Origin of the sequence: Streptomyces sp. Rer75, from assembly GCF_013414305.1 — a bacterium.
Lineage (GTDB): Bacteria > Actinomycetota > Actinomycetes > Streptomycetales > Streptomycetaceae > Streptomyces > Streptomyces himastatinicus.
In genome coordinates, this window is the sequence record NZ_CP058693.1 from 3391072 (window position 1) to 3410988 (window position 19917).

Below are 19917 nucleotides of genomic sequence, written 5' to 3' on the forward strand. Positions count from 1 at the left end.
AAAGTCTCCAGCCTAGAGGGGGCGTGATCATGGCCTGTTCAATGTGAGCTCTACGGCAAGTAAAGCCTGCGCCGCCCGCCTACCCCCGGCGCAGGCTCGCCAGGAACCGCCAGAGCGCGGAGCGGGGGCGTGCCGGCTGGGCGGGCGCGGCCACGGGCTCGGGAGCCGGTGCGGTCAGCCCAGGGACCGGAGCGGGCGCGGGCACGGGGAGCCCGGGGGACGGTGCCACCGGGGCCTGCCGCGCGCGCATCCGGAACCGGACTGGGAAGGACTTCAGGCCGCGTACGTACGTCGACGAGCGCCACGGCAACTGGTCGGCGGGCAGCCCCAGTTCGAAGTCGCACCGCTCGAACAGCCTGCCCACCGCCGTGGTCACGATCATGTCCGCGAGTTCCCGCCCGGGGCACTGGTGCGGCCCCGTGCCCCAGGCCAGATGGGCGCGCGAGCTGACCGACCTCTCATAGCTGTTGGTCGTCGTGAACATCGGGTCGCCGTGCGCGGCGGCGATCGAGGGTATGACCATGTCGCCCGCGGCGAGCCGGAAGTCTCCCAGGTCGGTGTCGGCCACTGGGTAGCGGGCGGTGAGGTTGACCCACGGGGGCGAGGCGATGTGCACGCGATTGACCAGCTCTTCGGTGGGGCCCGCCATGAGGTCCGCCTGCGTCCCGGCATCTCCGTCCAGCACTTCCAGCACACTGTTGGTGATGGCGTGGCTGACCAGCTCGGACGCGATGACGAGGATCGCGTACAGCTCGAGGCCGATCTGTTCCACCGTCAGTGGAGGGTCGGTGGCGAGCAGCCGTGTCGTCAGGTCGTCGCCCGGGTTCTCCCGCTTGTATGCGGCCAGCTCGGTCGTCGCCGCCACCAGCCGCCCGACGGCCACAGCGGCGTCCGGGCCACCGTCCACCATCCGCCACGAGTCCATGAAGACGTCGTCACCCTGGTCGACCGGGAAGCCGAACAGCCGGTTGACGACCATCAGCGGCAGCGGACGCGCGAACTGTGCGCCCAGGTCCACCCATCCGCTGTCGCTGCCGTCCGCGAAGAACGTGATCAGCTCGTCGGCGTGCCGGGAGATGGCCTTTTGCAGATCCCAGGACTGGGGCGCCCGAGCGTCCTGGAAGGGACCGAGCGCGTCGTCCACGGCGGCGCGCGTCGTCTTGCGCTCCTGATCGTCGCTCAGCAGCAGATGGCTGACCTGATAGGCGGGCAGAAGCGGCCAGTCGGACGGCACCAGGCCCTCACGCAGCAACCGCCAGTGCTGGACGTTCTTCTTCCACTTGCTCTCGTCCCGCAGGACCTCCCACGCCTCGCGGTAGCCAAGAACCAGCCACACCGGGACGCCGTGCAGGTCCACGGGCGCCACCGGCCCGTACCGCCCCCGCAACCGTGCGTAGACCGACCCGGGCCGGGTCTCGAAATCACGGGTCATCAGCGGCTCAACGGCCAGGGATGCCAACTCGGACGGGGGGAATTGCATGTTCGATGTCCTTGGTGCGACAGCAGTGCTCATTCCGGCCAGGCCTTGTGGTCCGTGGTGGGGGAAGAGCCACAGGGCATCCTGTCGCGCGACACGGAGCGAAATCGACCCGCTACTGGGCAGCCACACTAGCGGCCGGACCAGGGGCTGAACAGAGCGGCCCCGGCCCGGCCCTACCGGAGGACCCTCATGCCGGCTGCGGCCCGTCCTTCTTCAGCTGCTCCTCGTTCGGGATCGCCCCGCCGAAGCGGCGGTCGCGGGAGGCGTACTCCAGGCAGGCGCGCCACAGGTCGCGGCGGTCGAAGTCCGGCCACAGGACGTCCTGGTAGACCATCTCGGCGTAGGCGCTCTGCCAGATCAGGTAGTTCGACGTGCGCTGCTCGCCGGAGGGGCGCAGGAAGAGGTCCACGTCCGGCATGTCGGGGTAGTAGAGGTACTTGGCGAGCGTCTTCTCGTTCACCTTCGACGGGTCCAGCTTGCCCGCCTGGACGTCGCGCGCCAGCGCCTGCGCCGCGTCGGCGATCTCGGCGCGGCCGCCGTAGTTCATGCAGAAGTACATCGTCATGGCGTCGTTGTCCTTGGTCTGCTCCTGCGCGACCTGGAGCTCCTGGGCCACCGACTTCCACAGCTTCGGCATCCGGCCCGCCCAGCGGATGCGGATGCCCAGCTCGTCCATCTCGTCGCGGCGGCGGCGGATGACGTCACGGTTGAAGTTCATGAGGAAGCGGACCTCGTCGGGCGAGCGCTTCCAGTTCTCGGTGGAGAAGGCGTAGAGGGAGAGGTTCTTGACGCCGATCTCCAGGCAGCCCTTGAGGACGTCCAGGACGACGCCCTCGCCGACCTTGTGGCCCTCCGTACGCGGCAGCCCGCGCTCCTTGGCCCAGCGGCCGTTCCCGTCCATCACGCAGGCCACGTGGTTCGGCACCAGCTCGCCGGGGATCTTCGGCGGGCGGACGCCGGACGGGTGCGGGTCCGGGGCCCGGTACTCGCGCCGCTGTCGGCCCAGAATCCCGCGTCGTGCCATGGCTTCGCGTCTCCTCGCATACTTCGTGCCGTGTGTTCTTGGTGCTACTTCTCTACGTACCGGAGCGATCTCAGGCCCCGCTCCAGGTGCCAGTGCAAGTACGCCGCGACGAGCCCGCTGCCCTCCCGGGCATGGCGCAGCTCACATGCGTCCGCCGTCTCCCAGTCCCCGGTCAGCAGCGCACCCAGCAGCGTCAGCGACTCCGCAGAGGGTACGACGCTTCCGGGCACCCGGCACTCTCCGCAGATGACCCCGCCCGCGCCGACCGAGAAGAACCGGTTCGGACCGGGCATCCCGCACTTCGCGCAGTCGTCGAAGCTGGGCGCGTAGCCGTTCACGGCGAGTGAGCGGAGCAGAAACGCGTCCAGGATGAGATGCGGCTCGTGCTCCCCGGAGGCCAGGGTACGCAGCCCGCCGACGAGGAGCAGATACTGCTGCACGGCGGGCTCGCCCTCGTGGTCGGTGAACCGCTCCGCCGTCTCCAGCATCGCCGTACCGGCGGTGTAGCGGGCGTAGTCGGTGACGATTCCGCCACCGTACGGAGCGATCGTCTCGCTCTGCGTGCACAGCGGCAGCCCGCGGCCGATCAGCTCGCCGCCGCGGGCGAAGAACTGCACGTCCACATGGGAGAACGGTTCGAGGCGCGCGCCGAACTTCGACTTCGTACGGCGCACCCCGCGGGCCACGGCGCGGACGCGGCCGTGGTTGCGGGTGAGCAGGGTGATGATCCGGTCCGCTTCGCCCAACTTCTGGGTGCGCAGCACGATGCCGTCGTCGCGGAACAGACTCATGCGCCTCATTGTCCCTCAACGGGACAGGTGGTCGAACCGGCCCACGGCGCGGCAGGGCCGCGGCGACTACGGCATGTCGCGGCGGCCCTGCCGCCGCCGCACGTCGGTCATGGATGGACGGCCCGCCCCTCAGCTGCGGTTCAGCACCCGCGTGACGCCCGCGACGACCGCCGTCGTCAGCAGCCAGCCCGCCGCGATCAGCGCGTAGGCGAGCCACTGGACGGGGTCGGACGGCCAGTACCAGGCGTTGCGCTGGCCCAGGCCGCCGATGGGGATCAGCAGGTCGAGGGTGTAGACGAGCGGGCTGAACGGGGCGCCCTCCCCCGGCTTGACCGGTTTCGGGTGCGCGGCGCGGAAGACCGCCGTGCCGAGCAGGGTGAGGGCGGTGAGCCAGAGTCCGGCGAGCCAGGGGCGGTAGCCGTAGCCGACCGTCGCGTCGAGGAGATGCCCCCAGACCCGGCCGAGGGGGCGCTGTGTGGCGCGGTGGTGGCGTTGCCTGGCCAGCAGGACGGCGCGCGCGTCGTCGTCGTGGCCGATGGTCTGGTAGGTGGCGGCGAGCTGCTGGTACGGCTGCGGGCGGTATCCGTCGGGGTCGCGCGTGACGAGGGCCAGGCAGCGGTCGACGGGCAGGTGCGGCTCCAGCGCCCGGTAGGTGAGCCCGTCGAGGTGGACGGGGGCGGGAGACGTGCCGGTCGGGAGGTGCCATACGTCGAGGCGGCCGTGGCGCAGATCGACGGTGCCCTCCGCCCGCGCGGTCCGCAGGTCCAGTTCCCCGGTCTGGAGGTGCCGGGCGTCCACCGCGTGCCCGGTGGGGTGCAGGACCGTGGCGCCCCGGAAGCTGACGGCCCGGCCCGCGGTGGCGCTCGTCAGCACGACCGCGCCCTCGGCGCGGAAGCCCTCGCCGCAGTCGATACGGGAGCCGACCTGGATGCTCTCGGCGCACAGGGCGTCGCCGCCGGGGTGGTGGAGGTGCGCTCCCTCCAGGCGCAGCGCCTCCCCCACCCGCGCCTCGTGCAGCCGTATCCCGCCCTCGGCACGGAACCCCTCCCGGCCGACGACGCCGCTGCCGACGTCCATCCGCGAGCCGTCGAGGGCCACCCCGCCGGGGTTGGACAGCCGCGCGCCCTGGAGGAGCAGACTGCCGTCGATACGGGCGCCCGCCAGGTTGACCATGCCCCGGATGCGGGTCTTCATCAGGTCCAGGTTGCCCGCGACGGTCGCGGTGTTGATCCCGAGTCCGGGCAGATACGAGCCGCCGAAGCCGGTGACGTGCAGCGTGGCCCCGTACAGCTGGGGCGGCTCCTCGAACCAGCACTTCTCCAGCCGCAGCACACAGCACGCCTCCGAGAAGACCAGCTTCAGCCGCCCCGTCACCCGGGCTCCGACGAGGTGGACGACCGGGGTCTCGCCCGGCCGGGTGTCGGCGCCGCCGAGCAGCAGGGAACGGATGACCTCCGCCCGGACGGTGCGCCGGGGGCCCCAGCCGGAACCGTCCTCCTCCGGCTCGTCCGCCGTCGCGGCGTCTCGTACGTCGACCTTGGCCCCGGTCGCGAACGCTTCCCGGAGTCGCCGCTCCGGTTCGGTGAGCGTCATGAGGCAAGTACGCCTTGACAGTTGGGAATTGTCAAGGCGTACTTGCCTCATGACGCTCCCAGATCTCGACGATCTCATCGCGGAAGTGGACCGGACCTGCGACACCGCGCACCGCCCCGGTGGCCAGGAACAGCCCGACTGGCTCGCCCTGCTGACGGTGGCGGCCGGAGTCTCCGGGCAACTCCAGGCACTGGCGGACGACTTGGTCGAGGACTACGTCGAACACTGCCGGATGCACGGCTGCTCCTGGACCGACATCGGTACGGCGCTCGGCGTGACCCGGCAGGCGGTGCAGCAGCGCTTTCACGCACCCCACAAGCGCTATGCGCCGGAGAACATGACCGACGGCCTCCGTGCGGCGATGACGCAGGTGAAGCGGGCCGCGGTGCAGCACCGCAACAACTACATCGGGACCGAGCACCTGCTGTGGGGGCTGACCGCGGAGGAGAACAGCGCCACCCGGCTGCTCTCGGCGGCGGGGGTGTCCGCCGCCGAGGTGCACCGGGCCGTCGGCGCCCGGCTGAGCATGGGCGCGTCGCAGGCGGCCGAACGGATCGCCTGGACCCCGTACTCCCGCAAGGCCATGGCCCTGGCCGAGGAGCGGGCGGAGGAGGCGGGTTCGGCGCGCATCGACTGCGACCACCTGCTGCTGGGCCTCGCCCGGATCGGCCGCGGGGTGGCCGCGGCGGTGCTCGGCGAGACGGGCGCGGACCCGGCGGCGCTGGGTACGGACCCGGCGGCGCCGGATCCGGGCGAGGGCCGGCCGGAGGCGTAACGGCGTCCGGCGCGGGCGATCACCCGGCGACCGCGACTCCGGCGGACGTCGGGCTCGCCCCCGGGCCCCTCTCCGCGGGGCGCTGGAGCTGCCAGACGTGGGCCGGGGGCAGGTTGGCCCACACCGCGCTGCGGCCGGTGGCGTAGTGGCGCTGGTAGTCGGCCAGCACCTCTTCGGAGGCCCGCTGCCGCCGCGCCTGGGCGCGGGAGGCCAGGGACAGCAGGGTGCGGGCCTGCCGGGTGCCGCGGTAGGCGAAGTAGGTCAGCAGGCCGCCGGGGCGCAGCAGCTCCAGATACCGGCCCATGATCGCTTCCACCTGGTGGGGGTCGAAGTTGGCGAACGGCAGACCCGAGATGATCGCGTCGTAACGGTGGCCTATGTCCAGCTCCTCCACGTAGGCGTGGTGCACCCGGGCCTGGCCGGACTGTCCGGTCAGGACCGGGTGGGTGCGGACGAGGTGGCGCAGCCGGTCAGTGAAGCGGGGATTGGCCTCGACGATGTCCAGGCGGCTGCCCGCCGGGAGCTGGGGGATGAGGGAGCGGGTGACCGAGCCGGTACCGGCACCGGCCTCCAGGACGTTCAGCCGCCGCCCCGCCTGTGCGCGCACCGGTTCGGTCAGCGCATGGGCCAGCGCCCTGCCGCTGGGGGCGAGGGCCCCGGTGGTGCGCATGTCCCGGGCTGCCTCCAGAAGGAACATCCAGTTCCCGGCACCGCTCTGCGCGAGGACACGATTGTGCGAGGTGGTGATCGAGTCGTCCATGGCACGACGCTACAAACCCGCCACGCGGGCGCCGATCCCCCATCACCGTGACGGTGCCCACCCACGGGGGCGGGAAGGGGCGGCGCGGACGCCCGTAAGAGGGTATCCGGGCGGCCGACCGCCGCGCGTTCCGGGGCGAGTTGAAACGAAAGCCCCACGGGACGGGTGCGGGGGCGATGATCTGGTGGCGCTGGTCACATTCGCCTCGCCCAGGGCGCCGCATCGACCGCGGGTGACCGCTACCCCACGGTACGCGCGGGCCTGGTCCGGTTACCCCCGTTGAGCGGCCGAGGTCCGCTCCGCGAGCCAGCCCGCCATCGTCCGTACGCCGAGGCCGATGGCGCGCTCGTCCGGGGCGAAGTCGGGAAAGTGCGGATAGGCGGTGGTGACGGGTGCGCCGGGGGCACGGACGCCGAGGAAGGTGTACGTACCGGGGACGCGGTCCAGGTAGAGGGCGAAGTCCTCGCCACTGAAGGGCGGGAAGGCGGCGTGCAGCTCGACCACCGCGTCCCGGCCGACCGTGCGGCGCAGGTGGCGGGCGAGCCTGCGGCCGTCGGGCTCGGGGCAGACCATGGCGGGGAACGGGTCGGCGGGGAAGCTCACCGTGGCGCCCGGGTACGAGGCGGCCAGTCGTCGGATGTCCGCGCGGACCTCCGCGTACCGCTCCTCCGGCCAGCAGCGGTAGGACACGCTCACCGTGTCCCCCTGCGCGGTGGCCCTGACGGCCAGGAAGCGGGCCAGCGGCCCGCCCGGCACCTGGGCGTCGGCGATCAGCCGTTCCAGGTCGGCCGGGGTCTGCGGCTGGGCCACCGTGGCGAGCGCGGCGATCTTGGCGGCCAGGCGCCCGGCGTCCCCGGGCGCGTCCGGCCCCGAGAGCGTCACCTCCGCCTTGTCCTGGCCCGGCAGCCCGTAGCCCGGCGTCACGGCGAACCGGCCGACGGGAAACGGCCCGCAGTGCAGGGCGTGGATCTCCTCGACGCCGGTGCGCTCCAGCACCCCCGCGTCGATCAGCGCGCGGGCCCCGGACAGGGTTTCCTCGGCGGGCTGGAAGACGAACACCACCGTGCCGCTCAGCCGCGTGCGCAGGGGCGCCAGGACCCGCGCGACGCCCAGGGACACCGTGGTGTGGACGTCGTGCCCGCAGAGGTGGGCCGCCGCCGGGCCGCCGCCGATGATGTCCTTGGGCGGCACCGCGTCCATGTCCGCCCGGTACGCCACGGTCCGCCCCGGACGTACGCCCCGCAGGACACCGACCACGCCGTGGCCGCCCACCCCCGTGGCAACGGTCAGCCCGGCCGCCCGCAGCTCCCGCGCCACCACACCGGCGGTGCGCCGCTCCTGCCCCGGCGTCTCGGGGTGCCGGTGGAGGTCCCGCCGCAGCGCGATCAGCTCGCGCTCCAGGCGCGCCACCTCGGCGTCCACCGCCCCCTGCGCCACTCCCCGCTCCCCCCGCTTCCCTCCGTGCGCGGCGGCCCGCCCCGCGGTCCCCCACGCCACTCCCGTGCCGGTTGCCGCCGTGGCGGCCAGCAGCGTACGGCGGGCGAGCGTGCGCTCCATGAGTGGTTTCACCGTGTTCTCTTCGTGGTCGGTCATGACGCCACGATCGCCCCACGCACACCCCGCGGCCCATCCGGCGAGCCACCGCCCAGGGGTGGGGGTAGCCCCTTGTCCACCGCCACCAACGGGCCTGTCGGTGGGCGCGGTTAGGGTCCGCCCATGACTGACCACCGCATGATGACCCGCTTCCACGGCCACACCCACGCCCGGCACGACACCACGCCCGTCATGGAGTTGGACGGCGTTCCCGTCACGGTCAGCGTCGACGAGGACGCGGCGCTGTGGGTCTGCGGCCTGCTCGACGGGGAGTGTGTCCAGCGCCCCTTGGACCTCGACGCCGCCGGTCCCGAGGACGAGTGGTACTACGAGGTCGGCGAGTGGGACGAGGACGACGAGGGTTTCGAGGACGGCGAGTTCGACGAGGACGAGTTGAGGCCCCGGTGTGACGTGGACTCGTTCGAGATCGCCTCCGAGCTGACGGTGGCGCACCTCGGCGGTCGGCCCGTGGTCATCACCGGCGGTGGCCGGTTCGACCTCTCCGGCCCGGATCTGGAGACGATGGGCGGAGCGGTGCGCGTCTGGGACCTCCGTACCGGCCGGAAGATCGGCAAGACGCTGACCGGCCACGGCCTCGGCGTCACGGCGCTCACCACGGTGGCGACCGGCCCGGGACTGCTCGCCGTCAGCAGCTCCGAGGACGGCGAGCTGAGGGCCTGGGACCTGACGCGCGGCGAACGCGTCGCGGCGCTCAGCGCGAGCTACAACGGGGGCATGGGAGCCGGGCTCCTCGCCGGTCGCCCCATCGCCGTCACCGGCGGCCACGACGATTTCGTACAGGTCTGGGATCTGATCGGCGGCGAGCAGCTGGGACCGTCCCTGACCGGTATCAAGCCTGCCGTCAGGGCGCTCGCGGCCGTGGAGGCCGACGGCCGCACGGTGGTGGCGGCCGGGGGCGACGGCAACGCCCTCCACCGGTGGGACCTCGACAGCGGAGAGCCGGTCGGAGCGCCGCTGACCGGCCACACCGACTGCATTTCCACCATGGGAACCGCACGGATCGCGGGCCGCGCCATCGCGGTGACCGGCAGCAACGACGGCACCAGCCGGGTGTGGGACCTGGGGCGCGGCGAACAGCTCGGCGACCCGATCCCCGGCCATCTGGAGACGGTCACCGAACTGGCGGGCGCCCCGGTCGCCATCACCCGCGCGGGCGATGAGGAGATCCGGGTGTGGGATCTCGCCCGTGCCGTCGGCTAGCACGGATCAGATCGTGCGCATCAGATAGTGGGGATCAGATCGTGCGGATCAGACGCGGTCGAACGGCTCGGCGTAGGCGAAGGGGCCCTTGAGGGTGGGTTGATACGCGGTCAGGGGGCGGGCCTGGAAGTAGTCGCCCCAGGCCGGGTCGGGGGCCGTGATGCCGTACGCGGCCGCGGGGCGGAAGCCGAAGCGGCCGTAGTACGCGGGGCTGCCGAGGAGCGCGACCAGGGACTCGCCGAACGCGTCCGCCGCGCCCAGGATCGCGTGCATCAGCGCCAGGCCCACGCCCCGGCGCTGGTGGGCGGGGTGGACGCTGAGGGGCCCGAGCCCGAGGGCGAGGTCGGGGCCGACGTGGCCCCGGGTGCACACCACATGGCCGATCACATCGCCGCGGTCATCGGCCGCGACGAACGACAGGGCCGGTAACCAGGCGTCGCAGGTGCGGAGTTCATCGAGGAGGGTGACCTCGACCGGGACCGCGGCCTCCGACTTGCCGAACGCTGCCGCCGTGACGTCGCGTACGCCGGCGAGGTCGGAGGGGGTTTCTCGTCGGATCAGCATCGGCACAGGATGCGCGGCGGATCGAGCCCGGGGCAACCCATTTGTGCGGTACGGAGCCCCTAACGGCGTCGCTACGCGGAGCGCGCGCGGGTGGCGAGGGCCCGTTCCGCCTGGACGTACGTCACGTCGTGATCGGCGAGGACGTTCGCGGCGACCCCGGGGCGGGCGAGGAGGGCGAGCAGGAGGTGTTCGTCGCCGATGTGCTTGTCGCCGCGGCCGAGCGCGATCCGCAGCGACCGTTCGAGGACCGACTTGGCCTCGGGGTCGAAACGGCCGCGGGAGCGGCGACGGCGGCGCGGGGTGGCCAGGGCGCCGACGCCGTGCTCGTCCTCCACGCGGGAGACGACCGCGTCCACGTCGATGCCGAGCCCCGCCAGCGCCTCCGCGTCCGCGGGAGAGATGCCGCCACGGCGGCGGACGTCGGCCAGCGCGCGTTCGATCGAGGAGCGCCGTGCGGTGGCGCCCAGGGTGGTCAGGACGTGGGCGGCGGGGGTGTTCGTACGGTCCAGGAGCGCGAGCAGCAGCTCGGGCTCGCCGACCGTGGCGCCGCCCGTCTCGTCCGCCTGCCGGACGGCTCCGCGGACGACCTCGCGGGCACTGGTGGTGAACCTCTCGAACATCAACGCCTCCCGTGCTTCTTGTGAACGGCCTGACGGCTGACGCCCAGTTCGGCCGCGATCTCCTGCCACGACCAGCCCTTGGCGCGGGCGCTGCGCACCTGTACGGCCTCCAGCTGCTCCAGCAGCCGGCGCAGCGCGGCGACGGCGCGCAGTCCGACCCGGGGGTCCCGGTCGCCGGCGCGCGCGGCGAGATCCGTTGCTTCGGTCATGCCGTCAATGTACGTTGACACGTGCCGGGCGTCAACCTTGATTGACATCCGCGGCGGTAATTGGCTCGACGCGGCCTCCGCGGCTCCGGCAACCTCTCGCCATGGACCCCCATCACTGGCCCCTCTACGGGCTCCGCCTCCACACCCCACGCCTTGAGCTGCGCCTTCCCGACATCGCCCTGACCGACGAGCTGGCCGCCGTCGCCGCGGGCGGGGTGCACGACCCGGCGGAGATGCCGTTCAGCGTGGCGTGGTCCGACGCGGCCCCGGAGGAACGCAGCCGTGCGACGTTCCAGCACGTCCTGCGCACGATCGCCGAGTGGCGGCCGGAGGACTGGACGCTGAGCCTCGCCGTACTGCACGAGGGCACGGTGATCGGACGGCAGGACGTCACCGCGACCGCCTTCGCGGTGACGCGGGAGGCGCAGACCGGCTCCTGGCTGGGCACCGCCCACCAGGGGCAGGGCTTCGGCACGGAGATGCGCGCGGCCGTGGCGCATCTGGCGTTCGCCGGACTGGGGGCGCTCAGCCTGACGTCGGCCGCGTTCATGGAGAACGGGCGCTCGCTCGGCGTCTCGCGTCGCCTCGGCTACCGCCCCGACGGCCTGGAGACGGTCGCCGTACGGGGCGAGAAGCGGACGCTCCAGCGACTGCGGCTGGACCGCGCGGCCTGGGAGGAGCGGCGCACCGTCCCCGTCGAGGTGCGGGGGCTGGAGCCGTGCCGGGAGATGTTCGGCGCGCCCGCGCCCGAGCGCCTCTGATGCGAGGACGTATGGCCGGATTTACGGTGGTTCGAGGGGGCCGGGACGACCCGTGGAGGTGGCATCACATGGCGGGCAAGTTCGAGATCTACGAGGACAAGCGCGGCAAGCACCGCTTCCGCCTGAAAGCGGGCAACGGCGAGATCATCGCGGTCGGCGAGTCCTATGACTCCAGGTCCGCGGCCCAGAAAGGCGTCGAGTCGGTCAAGAAGAACGCGCCCACGGCCGAGGTCAAGGAGATCCCGACCGACAAGTCGTAGACCCGGCGGGGCAGGTTCGGTGCGGTAGCCGCGCCGTACGGCCGACGGCGTCCGTACGGCGCTCGCTACTCTCCCGTACGTGACCAAACCCCCGATATCCCAGGCCCTGGCCGCCACTCGCACCCGGCTCCGCCGGGTCCGCTCCGCCGTCGTCCGCTGCTGGTCGCATCCCCGGCTGAGGTGGCCCAAGCGCGTGGTGGCGACCCTGGTGGGGTGCCTGGTGCTGTCCCTGCTCGCCGCCGGGATCACGCTGCGGCTGAACTACGCGGGCGATCCGGAGCCCGGCACCCGCACCCGGGACCGGGACGCGGTGTGGCTCGGCCACGCCTGGGTGGACGGCCGCAACGGCGACGCCGAACTCGCCACCCTGGCCCGGCGGATACGCGACACCGGCGTCCGCGACCTGTACGTCCACGCGGGCCCGCTGGACCACGACGGCACCCTGTCCGCGAAGCGCTACCCGCGCGCCGGGTGGCTGCTGAAGGCCGTCCACCGCGAGCTGCCCGGCGTACGGGTACAGGCGTGGCTCGGCGACGTCCTGGCCGCCGAGGGCCCTACCGGGCTGCGGCTCACCGACCCGCGCAGCCGGGCCCATGTGGTGCGCTCCGCCCGTCAGGTGCTCGACGCGGGCTTCGACGGCGTCCACTTCGACCTGGAGCCGCTGCACTCCGGCGACCGCGACTACCTGACCCTCCTCGACGACCTGCGCGCCCTCACCCGCGCCCGCCGCGCCCCGCTCTCGGTCGCCGCCCACCAGATCGACCCACTGCCCGCGCTGCACTCGGTGGCGGGCTTCTTCTTCAACCACCCCAAGTGGTGGTCGCAGGCGTTCTTCGGACAGGTGGCGCGGCGGGTCGACCAGATCGCGGTCATGTCGTACGACACGTCGATGCCGCTGGAGAGCCTGTACGGCGGCTATGTGGCCCAGCAGACGGAACTCGCCCTGGAGGCCACCCCGCCGGGAACGGACCTCCTGATGGGCCTGCCCGGCTACCACACCAACAACTGGGGCCACCACGCCTGGGCCGAGACCGTCACCGCCGCCGTCCGCGGCACCCGCCTCGGCCTCGGCCGCGAGGACCGCCTGCGGAAGCGGTTCGGGGTGGCGCTGTACGTGGACTTCGCCGCCACGGACGCGGACTGGGCGGCATACCGCAAGGGTTGGGGCACCCGGGACGAGGGCTGACGCCCCTCAGCCGCCGAACCAGCCCGGCACGTCGAGCCGGACCCCGGCGAGGGGAGCCACGGCGCGCAGATCCGCCTCAAGGGCCCGCAACCGGCCCGGACCGAGGGCGGTGGCCCACTGGGCGCGCAGCTCCTCGAAAATGGCCGCCGAACGGGCCAGGGCGTCGACGCCGTGCGGTGTAAGCCGGATGACCTTACGACGGGCGTCGGCGGGGTCGTCGGCCCGCACGGCGTACCCCAGGGCCACCAGGCGGTCGACGGTCTTGCCCGCGGCCTGCTTGGAGACGCCGAGGAGGCGGCCGAGCTCGCTGGCGGTGGCACCGCCGCGCCCGATGGCCTGAAGGGCGAAGCCATACGCCGGACGCACGTCCGGGTGGCCCTGGCGGGCCAGCTCGGCGTGGAGCTGGTCGATGAGGGTGCGGAAGCCCGCGAAGAGCAGCAGGGGGAGTTCGAAGCCGGGGGTCTCGTCAGCCATGGCGGCGACACCTCTTGTCCAGCTCGACAACCTGGTTTACTTTTTCGACAACCACGTTGTCGATAATAGACCTGGGGGGATTCACCATGCCCGTCGACCTGTTCACCGACCACACCCCGGACTCCGCGCCGCCCGGGGCGCGGAGATCCATGGAGGCGGTCACCCGGCGGCTCGGCTACCTTCCGGCGCCGGTCGGGCGGCTGGCCGAGGCGCCGGAGGTGCTGGACGGATTCCTGAGGCTCAGCGGGCTGTTCGAGGCGGCCACACTGGATCCGCCGGCCCGCGAGGTGGTCATCATGACCATCGCCACGCGCAACGCCTGCCATGTGTGCGTCGCCATGCACACCGGAAAGCTCACCGCACTGGACGCCGACGGCGAACTCATCGCCGCGCTCAGGGAGCAGCGCGCCCTTGAGGACGAACGACTGGAATGCCTGCGGGGGTTCACGCTCGCCGTGATGGACGACGCCGGGGCCGTGCGGGACGAGGTGTTCGACGCCTTTCTCGAGCGGGGGTTCACCCGGCGCAACGCACTGGAAGTCGTGCTGGGCGTGGGCGCGTACACCCTGTCCACGTTCGCCAACCGCATGACCCGGGCGCCCCTGGACGAGCGGCTCGCGCCGTTCGCCTGGAGCGGCTAGGGGGTGTCTTGGCGTCGGGAGCCCGGCATGATCGGCACGACACCCCCTAGAACGCCGCCCGGGTGGCGGCCAGGAGGCGGGCCGTGTCGTCGGGGCAGATCATGAGGGCGCGGCCTACGGTTTCGAGGACCGCGCGCTCGGCGGGGCGATAGGGGCCGTCGGCTACGGCGATGCGGGCGCCCTGGAGGAGGATCGCTTCGCGGCCGGTGGGGGCGAGGTGGGGGGCCAGGGGTTCCAGGGCCTCGTGCAGTTCGATGGCGAGCGCCGTACCGCAGGGGTCGAGGCCGTCGCGCTCGCCGGTGGCGGCGCCGGGGAGGCGGCCGGTGTCGGCGGCGAGGGCTTCGATGAGGGCGAGGAGCTGGTCCTCGTCGCAGTCGGCGAATCCGGCGGCGCGCACCGCGCCGACCGCCACCTGCCGCACCGCCGTGGCCTCGGTGCCGCCCGCGGCGAGGACCGCGAGGGCGACGGTGTGCACGGCGTCGCGCAGCATCGCGGAGAAGCGGGTGGTGGTGGGGTGGTCCAGGGCCTCGGTGCCGAACCGGGCCGCGCAGGCGGCGCATTCGACGACGGGCGCGACCGGTCCGCGGGGCAGCAGTGGCAGGCCGAGCACCACGATGCGGCGGCGGCCGGTGCGGCGGCGGTAGTTGCGGTCACCTCCGCAGTCGGGGCAGAAGAACTCACCATCGCCGACCGTCCGCCATAGAGTGCGGACGCCTACCACACACAGGTCCCGGTCACGGCGGGCTCGCGCGTGCACCACGTCACACCTCCATAACGCTTCGGCCACGTTGCCGCGTTGACGTGATGCTAGCCACATCCATGATGCGCCGTCAGTACCCCGAACGGAGACAACAGGCCAAACCCGAGGCCCCGCCCACCTCGTGCGGCGAACGGGGCCCCTTGTGGGTGACAGGATCAGCGGGTGTTCACCGCCGTGCGCGGTTGACCGCCGAGACGACGGCCTTGAGGGAGGCGCGCACGATGTTGGCGTCGACGCCGACGCCCCACAGCACCTTCCCGTCGATCGCGCATTCGATGTACGCGGCGGCCTGGGCGGCCGCGCCCTCGCTCAGGGTGTGCTCGGAGTAGTCCAGCAGCCGTACGTCGATGCCGATGGCGCCCAGGGCGTCGAAGAAGGCGGCCAGCGGGCCGTTGCCGGTGCCGGTCAGGACGGTCTCGGTGCCGTCCACGACGGCCTCGACGGTGAGCGCGTCGGTGCCCTCGCTGGTGGTGGAGGTCTGGGCGGTGCGCAGCGCGATCCGGCCCCACTGGTTGTCGTCCGTCGGCAGGTACTCGTCCTGGAAGGTCGCCCAGATCTGGGCCGGGGTGACCTCACCGCCGTCGGCGTCGGTCTTGGCCTGAATCGTCTTGGAGAACTCGATCTGCATGCGGCGCGGCAGATCCAGGTTGTGGTCGTTCCGCAGGACATAGGCGATACCGCCCTTGCCGGACTGCGAGTTGACCCGGATGACGGCCTCGTAGGAGCGGCCGACGTCCTTGGGGTCGATGGGCAGGTACGGCACGGCCCACTCGATGTCGTCGACCGTCTTGCCCTGCTCGGCCGCGCCGACCTCCATCGCCTCGAACCCCTTCTTGATGGCGTCCTGGTGGGAGCCGGAGAAGGCGGTGTAGACCAGGTCGCCCGCGTAGGGGTGGCGCGGGTGGATCTGCATCTGGTTGCAGTACTCGGCGGTGCGGCGGATCTCGTCGATCTGCGAGAAGTCGATCTGCGGGTCGACGCCCTGGGAGAACAGGTTCATGCCCAGGGTCACCAGGTCGACGTTGCCGGTGCGCTCGCCCTGCCCGAACAGGCAGCCCTCGATGCGGTCCGCCCCGGCCATGATCGCCAGCTCGGCGGCGGCGACGGCCGTACCGCGGTCGTTGTGCGGGTGGACGGACAGGCAGATGTGCTCGCGGCGGGACAGGTTCCGCGACATCCACTCGAACCGGTCCGCGTGGGTGGAGGGCGTGGAGCGCTCGACGGTCGCGGGCAGGTTGAGGATGATCTCGCGGCCGGCCTCGGGCTGCCAGACGTCCATGACGCCCTCGCAGACCTCCAGCGCGAAGTCCAGCTCGGTGTCGGTGAAGATCTCGGGGCTGTACTGGTAGCCGAAGACCGTGTCGTCACCCAGGATCTTGTCGGCGTACTCGACCACCAGCCGGGTGCCGTCCACCGCGATCTGCTTGACCTGCTCACGGGTGCCGCGGAAGACGACCCGGCGGAAGGTGGGCGCGGTGGCGTTGTACAGGTGCACGGTGGCCCTGTGCGCGCCGCGCAGCGACTCGACGGTGCGCTCGATCAGCTCTTCGCGGGCCTGGGTGAGGACGGAGATCGTCACGTCCTCGGGGATCGCGCCCTCTTCGATGATCGACCGTACGAAGTCGAAGTCGGTCTGGCCGGAGGAGGGGAAGCCGACCTCGATCTCCTTGTATCCCATGCGGACCAGCAGGTCGAACATCTCGCGCTTGCGCACCGGGGACATCGGGTCGATCAGCGCCTGGTTGCCGTCCCGCAGGTCGGTGGACAGCCAGCGCGGCGCGGCGGTGATCCGGTTGTCGGGCCAGGTGCGGTCGGGGATGTCGACGGCCTCGTACGGGCCGTACTTGTGGATCGGCATGCCCGAGGGCTTCTGGGTGACGGTCGCGGCGGTGATGGGGGTGGGGCGGCCTACGGCGCGCTGACCGGGATTGTCGGACGTGCTCATGATGCGTGGGCTCCTCTGGGATCCGCTCGTGGTGTCCGCTGGGACGTAAGTCCATGGGGCGGCCGACGGGGCGTAATCACCGCAACACCGAACTCCGCGGGGAGGGGGTCGGCCTACGACTACAGGCCCTCGCCGCGGCAGCTAAGAAGAAGCAGCCCGAAACGCATGATGCTCAGCAGCGTAACCGAGACGCGCGCGGCGCGTGGCCCCGTATCACTATGCGGACCACGGCATCCCGCAAGGAGGAATGGCCATCAACCACTCGATTTCATCAATCATGACCGCAAGGCGTGACAAGCGGTAGACGCGGTGCGACATTGCCTGGATGGATGTCAACGCGAACTCCCGCAGCCGCCGCGTCTTCTGCACGATCGTGCCGCCGCACGTCCTCGACAAGGTCTCCCAGCACGAGGACTCCGCCCTCGCCGATCCCGCCCGCCGCACCCTGGAGCGGGACGCCCTGGAGCGCACGCGCCGCCGGATCACCACCGTCCGCGGGATCGCCGCCCCCACCCTGGAGGGCGCGCCCTCCGACCGGCCCAAGCGGACGATCTACGACTCCCAGCACCAGGAAGCGCTGCCGGGGAAGAAGGTGCGCGGCGAGGGCGACACGGCGACCTCGGACGAGTCGGTGACCCGGGCCTACAACGGGCTGGGCGCGACCTTCGAGCTGTTCCTCAAGGTGTACGGCCGCCACTCGATCGACGACGCGGGCCTGCCGCTGGACGCGAGCGTCCACTACAGCCAGGACTACAACAACGCCTTCTGGAACGGCGAGCAGATGGTCTTCGGCGACGGGGACGGCGAGATCTTCCTCGACTTCACCATCCCCATCGACGTCATGGCCCACGAACTGACCCACGGCGTCACCCAGTACACCGCCAACCTGGAGTACTTCGGCCAGTCCGGGGCGCTCAACGAGTCGATGTCCGACGTCTTCGGCTCGCTCGTCAAGCAGCACGCGCTGGGCCAGAGCGCCGACGAGGCCGACTGGCTGATCGGGGCCGGGCTGCTGGCGGAGCGGGTCACCGGGGTGGCCCTGCGCTCGCTGAAGGCCCCCGGCACGGCGTACGACGACGACGTCCTCGGCAAGGACCCGCAGCCGGGCACGATGGACGACTACGTGCGCACCTCGCGCGACAACGGCGGCGTCCACATCAACTCCGGCATCCCCAACCACGCGTTCTACCTGGCCGCCACGGCACTCGGCGGCAAGGCGTGGGAGAAGGCGGGGCGGGTCTGGTACGACGTGCTGACGGGCGGCGAGCTGTCCCCGGACGCGCAGTTCGACGACTTCGCCCGGCTCACGGTGGCCGCCGCCCGGGCCCGTTTCGGCGAGGGCGAGGAGCGGGACGCGGTGCGGGAGGCCTGGGAAGGCGTCGGGATCACGGACCTGGACGCGCGCTGAGCCTCACCCTCGGGTACTGATGGACCTATGCGTATCTCCGTGACCCGCTCCGGCGGATTCGCCGGAATCGAGCGCCGGGCCGATCTGGACACCGCCGGTCGGCCCGACGCCACCCATCTGGCCGCCCTGGCCCACCAGGCCGTCGAGTCCGGCGCCCCGGCGGCCACGCGCGGCGTCCCGGACGGCTTCCACTACGAGATCACGGTGGACGGCCGCACGGTCCACGCCGCGGACCCGCACCTCAGCGACGCCCAGCGCGAGCTGGTGCGGACGGTCCTGAAGGAGGGCACGTAGCGCCCTGGCGGCCTCGCGGGGACGGCCTCAGAACCCCAGCCGACGCAGCTGCTTCGGGTCGCGCTGCCAGTCCTTGGCGACCTTGACGTGAAGGTCGAGGAAGACCGGGGTCCCCAGCAGCGCTTCGATGTGCTTGCGGGACTTGGAGCCGACGTCCTTCAGGCGGCGGCCCTTCGGGCCGATGATGATGCCCTTCTGGCTGGGGCGCTCGATGAACAGGTTGGCGTGGATGTCCAGCAGCGGCTTGTCCGCCGGGCGGTCCTCGCGCGGCAGCATCTCCTCCACGACCACCGCGATGGAGTGCGGCAGCTCGTCCCGTACGCCCTCCAGCGCCGCCTCGCGGATCAGCTCGGCGACCATCACCTGCTCCGGCTCGTCGGTCAGGTCGCCCTCGGGGTAGAGGGTCGGGCCCTCGGGGAGCAGCGGGACGAGCAGATCGGCCAGCAGGCCGACCTGGCCGGCCCCTCTCCCACCACCACCCTCAGACGAGGGACTGCGTCCAGCCCCCATTTTTTCCGCACCCACGGCCGAGACCGGGACGATCTCGGCCCACTCGATGCCCAGCTCCTTGCCGAGCCGGTCGATGGCCAGGAGCTGCTGGGCCAGTTGCTCGGACTCGACCAGGTCGGTCTTGGTGACGATCGCGACCTTGGGCGTCTTCTTGATCCCGGCCAGCTCGGCGGCGATGAAGCGGTCGCCGGGACCGAGCTTCTGGTCGGCGGGCAGGCAGAAGCCGATGACGTCGACCTCGGCCCAGGTGGTCCGTACGACGTCGTTCAGCCGCTCGCCGAGCAGGGTGCGCGGCTTGTGCAGCCCGGGGGTGTCCACGAGCACCAGCTGTGCGTCGGGGCGGTGCACGATGCCGCGCACGGTGTGCCGGGTGGTCTGCGGGCGGTTGGAGGTGATCGCGACCTTCGTCCCCACCAGCGCGTTGGTCAGGGTCGACTTGCCCGCGTTGGGGCGGCCGACGAAGCAGGCGAAACCCGAGCGGTGCGGGGTCTCCCGCTGCTCGGTCGGGGACGGGTAGGTACCGGCAGTCATGGCCACCATTCTCCCCGATGCCCCGGACCGCTCCGACCAGCCGTCCACAGCTTCGTTCCGGGCCGGTGGTTCAGACGGGCAGCGAGGCGCGCAGGGTGCCGTCGGTGCCCGCCAGCAGGATCGGGGTCCCGGCTCCGCCCAGGTCCCGTACGGCCGCGCGGTCCTCGTCGGTGGCGGTCTCCGCCTCGGTCACCACGGCCGCGGCCTCCAGCGACGTCGCCCCGCTGGCGACCGCCATCGCGACGGCGGTGCGCACCGCGCTGAGCCGGAGCGAGTCGAGGGCGACGGTGCCCGCGACGTACGTACGGCCCGTCTCGTCGCGTACGGCGGCGCCCTCCGCGACGCCGTTGCGGGCGCGCGCGGAGCGGGCCAGCGTGATGATCTTGCGGTCTTCGGGGTCCAGCTGCGCTGCTTCGCTCATACGGATGAGCATAGGACGGGGCGCTGGCCGGGCGTTGACCGGGCGTGACACCGGTTGTACGCGTGAGCCCGCGCCGGGCCGCAGTGGCGACGGCCC

General features: G+C 72.0%; 22 protein-coding genes. 8 read left to right on the forward strand and 14 right to left on the reverse strand.

Annotated elements, in window-relative coordinates; all coding sequences use genetic code 11:
* Positions 1-79: 79 nt before the first annotated feature.
* The 4 genes from HYQ63_RS14475 to HYQ63_RS14490 all read right to left on the reverse strand — a co-directional run bounded on the left by HYQ63_RS14475 (position 80) and on the right by HYQ63_RS14490 (position 4888).
* Complete coding sequence (locus tag HYQ63_RS14475) at positions 80-1480, reverse strand: cytochrome P450 (protein WP_257231848.1); 1401 nt, start codon at positions 1478-1480, stop codon at positions 80-82.
* A 187-nt stretch (positions 1481-1667) separates the two neighbouring features.
* A complete protein-coding gene (locus HYQ63_RS14480) occupies positions 1668-2504 on the reverse strand; it encodes an isoprenyl transferase (protein WP_179934204.1) in 837 nt (278 codons plus the stop codon).
* A gap of 44 nt (positions 2505-2548) precedes the next feature.
* Entirely contained in the window at positions 2549-3295 is a 747-nt protein-coding gene (gene recO / locus HYQ63_RS14485) for a DNA repair protein RecO (RefSeq protein ID WP_063734250.1), read from the reverse strand.
* Between the two features lie 129 nt (positions 3296-3424).
* Positions 3425-4888, reverse strand: a complete 1464-nt coding sequence (locus HYQ63_RS14490; protein WP_179934205.1) for an oxidoreductase — start codon at positions 4886-4888, stop codon at positions 3425-3427.
* A gap of 49 nt (positions 4889-4937) precedes the next feature.
* On the opposite strand from HYQ63_RS14490, the gene HYQ63_RS14495 reads away from it, so the two are divergent.
* A complete protein-coding gene (locus HYQ63_RS14495) occupies positions 4938-5663 on the forward strand; it encodes a Clp protease N-terminal domain-containing protein (RefSeq protein ID WP_257231849.1) in 726 nt (241 codons plus the stop codon).
* Positions 5664-5682: 19 nt separating this feature from the next.
* Here HYQ63_RS14495 and HYQ63_RS14500 read toward each other — a convergent pair whose 3' ends face one another.
* Both HYQ63_RS14500 and HYQ63_RS14505 read right to left on the reverse strand, forming a co-directional pair.
* Entirely contained in the window at positions 5683-6423 is a 741-nt protein-coding gene (locus HYQ63_RS14500; RefSeq protein WP_179934206.1) for a class I SAM-dependent methyltransferase, read from the reverse strand.
* 270 nt (positions 6424-6693) lie between these two features.
* On the reverse strand, positions 6694-8016 hold the full coding sequence (locus HYQ63_RS14505) for a M20 family metallopeptidase (protein WP_257231850.1): 1323 nt from the start codon (positions 8014-8016) through the stop codon (positions 6694-6696).
* Positions 8017-8139: 123 nt separating this feature from the next.
* On the opposite strand from HYQ63_RS14505, the gene HYQ63_RS14510 reads away from it, so the two are divergent.
* On the forward strand, positions 8140-9237 hold the full coding sequence (locus HYQ63_RS14510; protein WP_179934207.1) for a WD40 repeat domain-containing protein: 1098 nt from the start codon (positions 8140-8142) through the stop codon (positions 9235-9237).
* Positions 9238-9285: 48 nt separating this feature from the next.
* Here HYQ63_RS14510 and HYQ63_RS14515 read toward each other — a convergent pair whose 3' ends face one another.
* The 3 genes from HYQ63_RS14515 to HYQ63_RS14525 all read right to left on the reverse strand — a co-directional run bounded on the left by HYQ63_RS14515 (position 9286) and on the right by HYQ63_RS14525 (position 10630).
* A complete protein-coding gene (locus HYQ63_RS14515) occupies positions 9286-9801 on the reverse strand; it encodes a GNAT family N-acetyltransferase (RefSeq protein WP_179934208.1) in 516 nt (171 codons plus the stop codon).
* Positions 9802-9872: 71 nt separating this feature from the next.
* Positions 9873-10421 carry a Clp protease N-terminal domain-containing protein gene (locus HYQ63_RS14520; protein WP_179934209.1) on the reverse strand — a complete coding sequence of 183 codons (549 nt, stop codon included), beginning with the start codon at positions 10419-10421 and terminating at the stop codon, positions 9873-9875.
* Entirely contained in the window at positions 10421-10630 is a 210-nt protein-coding gene (locus tag HYQ63_RS14525; protein WP_055553048.1) for a helix-turn-helix domain-containing protein, read from the reverse strand. Before HYQ63_RS14525 ends, HYQ63_RS14520 begins: the two co-directional genes overlap by 1 nt.
* Before the next feature lie 101 nt (positions 10631-10731).
* On the opposite strand from HYQ63_RS14525, the gene HYQ63_RS14530 reads away from it, so the two are divergent.
* From HYQ63_RS14530 to HYQ63_RS14540, 3 genes are all read left to right on the forward strand, one after another.
* On the forward strand, positions 10732-11391 hold the full coding sequence (locus tag HYQ63_RS14530) for a GNAT family N-acetyltransferase (RefSeq protein ID WP_179934210.1): 660 nt from the start codon (positions 10732-10734) through the stop codon (positions 11389-11391).
* A 68-nt stretch (positions 11392-11459) separates the two neighbouring features.
* On the forward strand, positions 11460-11651 hold the full coding sequence (locus HYQ63_RS14535) for a YegP family protein (protein WP_179934211.1): 192 nt from the start codon (positions 11460-11462) through the stop codon (positions 11649-11651).
* A gap of 79 nt (positions 11652-11730) precedes the next feature.
* Positions 11731-12837 (forward strand): hypothetical protein, encoded by a 1107-nt coding sequence (locus HYQ63_RS14540; RefSeq protein ID WP_179934212.1) that lies wholly within the window; start codon positions 11731-11733, stop codon positions 12835-12837.
* A gap of 6 nt (positions 12838-12843) precedes the next feature.
* Here HYQ63_RS14540 and HYQ63_RS14545 read toward each other — a convergent pair whose 3' ends face one another.
* Positions 12844-13311 (reverse strand): MarR family winged helix-turn-helix transcriptional regulator, encoded by a 468-nt coding sequence (locus HYQ63_RS14545; protein WP_179934213.1) that lies wholly within the window; start codon positions 13309-13311, stop codon positions 12844-12846.
* Positions 13312-13397: 86 nt separating this feature from the next.
* Between HYQ63_RS14545 and HYQ63_RS14550 the strand changes: the two genes are divergently transcribed.
* The gene (locus HYQ63_RS14550) at positions 13398-13952 is read left to right on the forward strand and encodes a carboxymuconolactone decarboxylase family protein (protein WP_179934214.1); all 555 of its coding nucleotides are present in this window, start codon (positions 13398-13400) and stop codon (positions 13950-13952) included.
* Between the two features lie 46 nt (positions 13953-13998).
* Here the strand turns inward: HYQ63_RS14550 and HYQ63_RS14555 are convergent, their stop codons facing one another.
* Entirely contained in the window at positions 13999-14712 is a 714-nt protein-coding gene (locus HYQ63_RS14555; RefSeq protein WP_179934215.1) for a TerB family tellurite resistance protein, read from the reverse strand.
* A 166-nt stretch (positions 14713-14878) separates the two neighbouring features.
* The gene (gene leuA, locus HYQ63_RS14560) at positions 14879-16657 is read right to left on the reverse strand and encodes a 2-isopropylmalate synthase (protein WP_179934216.1); all 1779 of its coding nucleotides are present in this window, start codon (positions 16655-16657) and stop codon (positions 14879-14881) included.
* A 325-nt stretch (positions 16658-16982) separates the two neighbouring features.
* Here leuA and HYQ63_RS14565 point away from each other — a divergent pair, with 325 nt between their 5' ends.
* The gene (locus HYQ63_RS14565) at positions 16983-18065 is read left to right on the forward strand and encodes a M4 family metallopeptidase (RefSeq protein ID WP_179934217.1); all 1083 of its coding nucleotides are present in this window, start codon (positions 16983-16985) and stop codon (positions 18063-18065) included.
* Between the two features lie 27 nt (positions 18066-18092).
* Positions 18093-18359 carry a protealysin inhibitor emfourin gene (locus HYQ63_RS14570; RefSeq protein ID WP_123104072.1) on the forward strand — a complete coding sequence of 89 codons (267 nt, stop codon included), beginning with the start codon at positions 18093-18095 and terminating at the stop codon, positions 18357-18359.
* Between the two features lie 27 nt (positions 18360-18386).
* On the opposite strand, the gene HYQ63_RS14575 is transcribed toward HYQ63_RS14570, so the two are convergent.
* Both HYQ63_RS14575 and HYQ63_RS14580 read right to left on the reverse strand, forming a co-directional pair.
* Positions 18387-19400 (reverse strand): GTPase Era, encoded by a 1014-nt coding sequence (locus HYQ63_RS14575; RefSeq protein WP_179934218.1) that lies wholly within the window; start codon positions 19398-19400, stop codon positions 18387-18389.
* A 70-nt stretch (positions 19401-19470) separates the two neighbouring features.
* On the reverse strand, positions 19471-19821 hold the full coding sequence (locus HYQ63_RS14580; protein WP_179934219.1) for a cytidine deaminase: 351 nt from the start codon (positions 19819-19821) through the stop codon (positions 19471-19473).
* Positions 19822-19917: the final 96 nt, after the last annotated feature.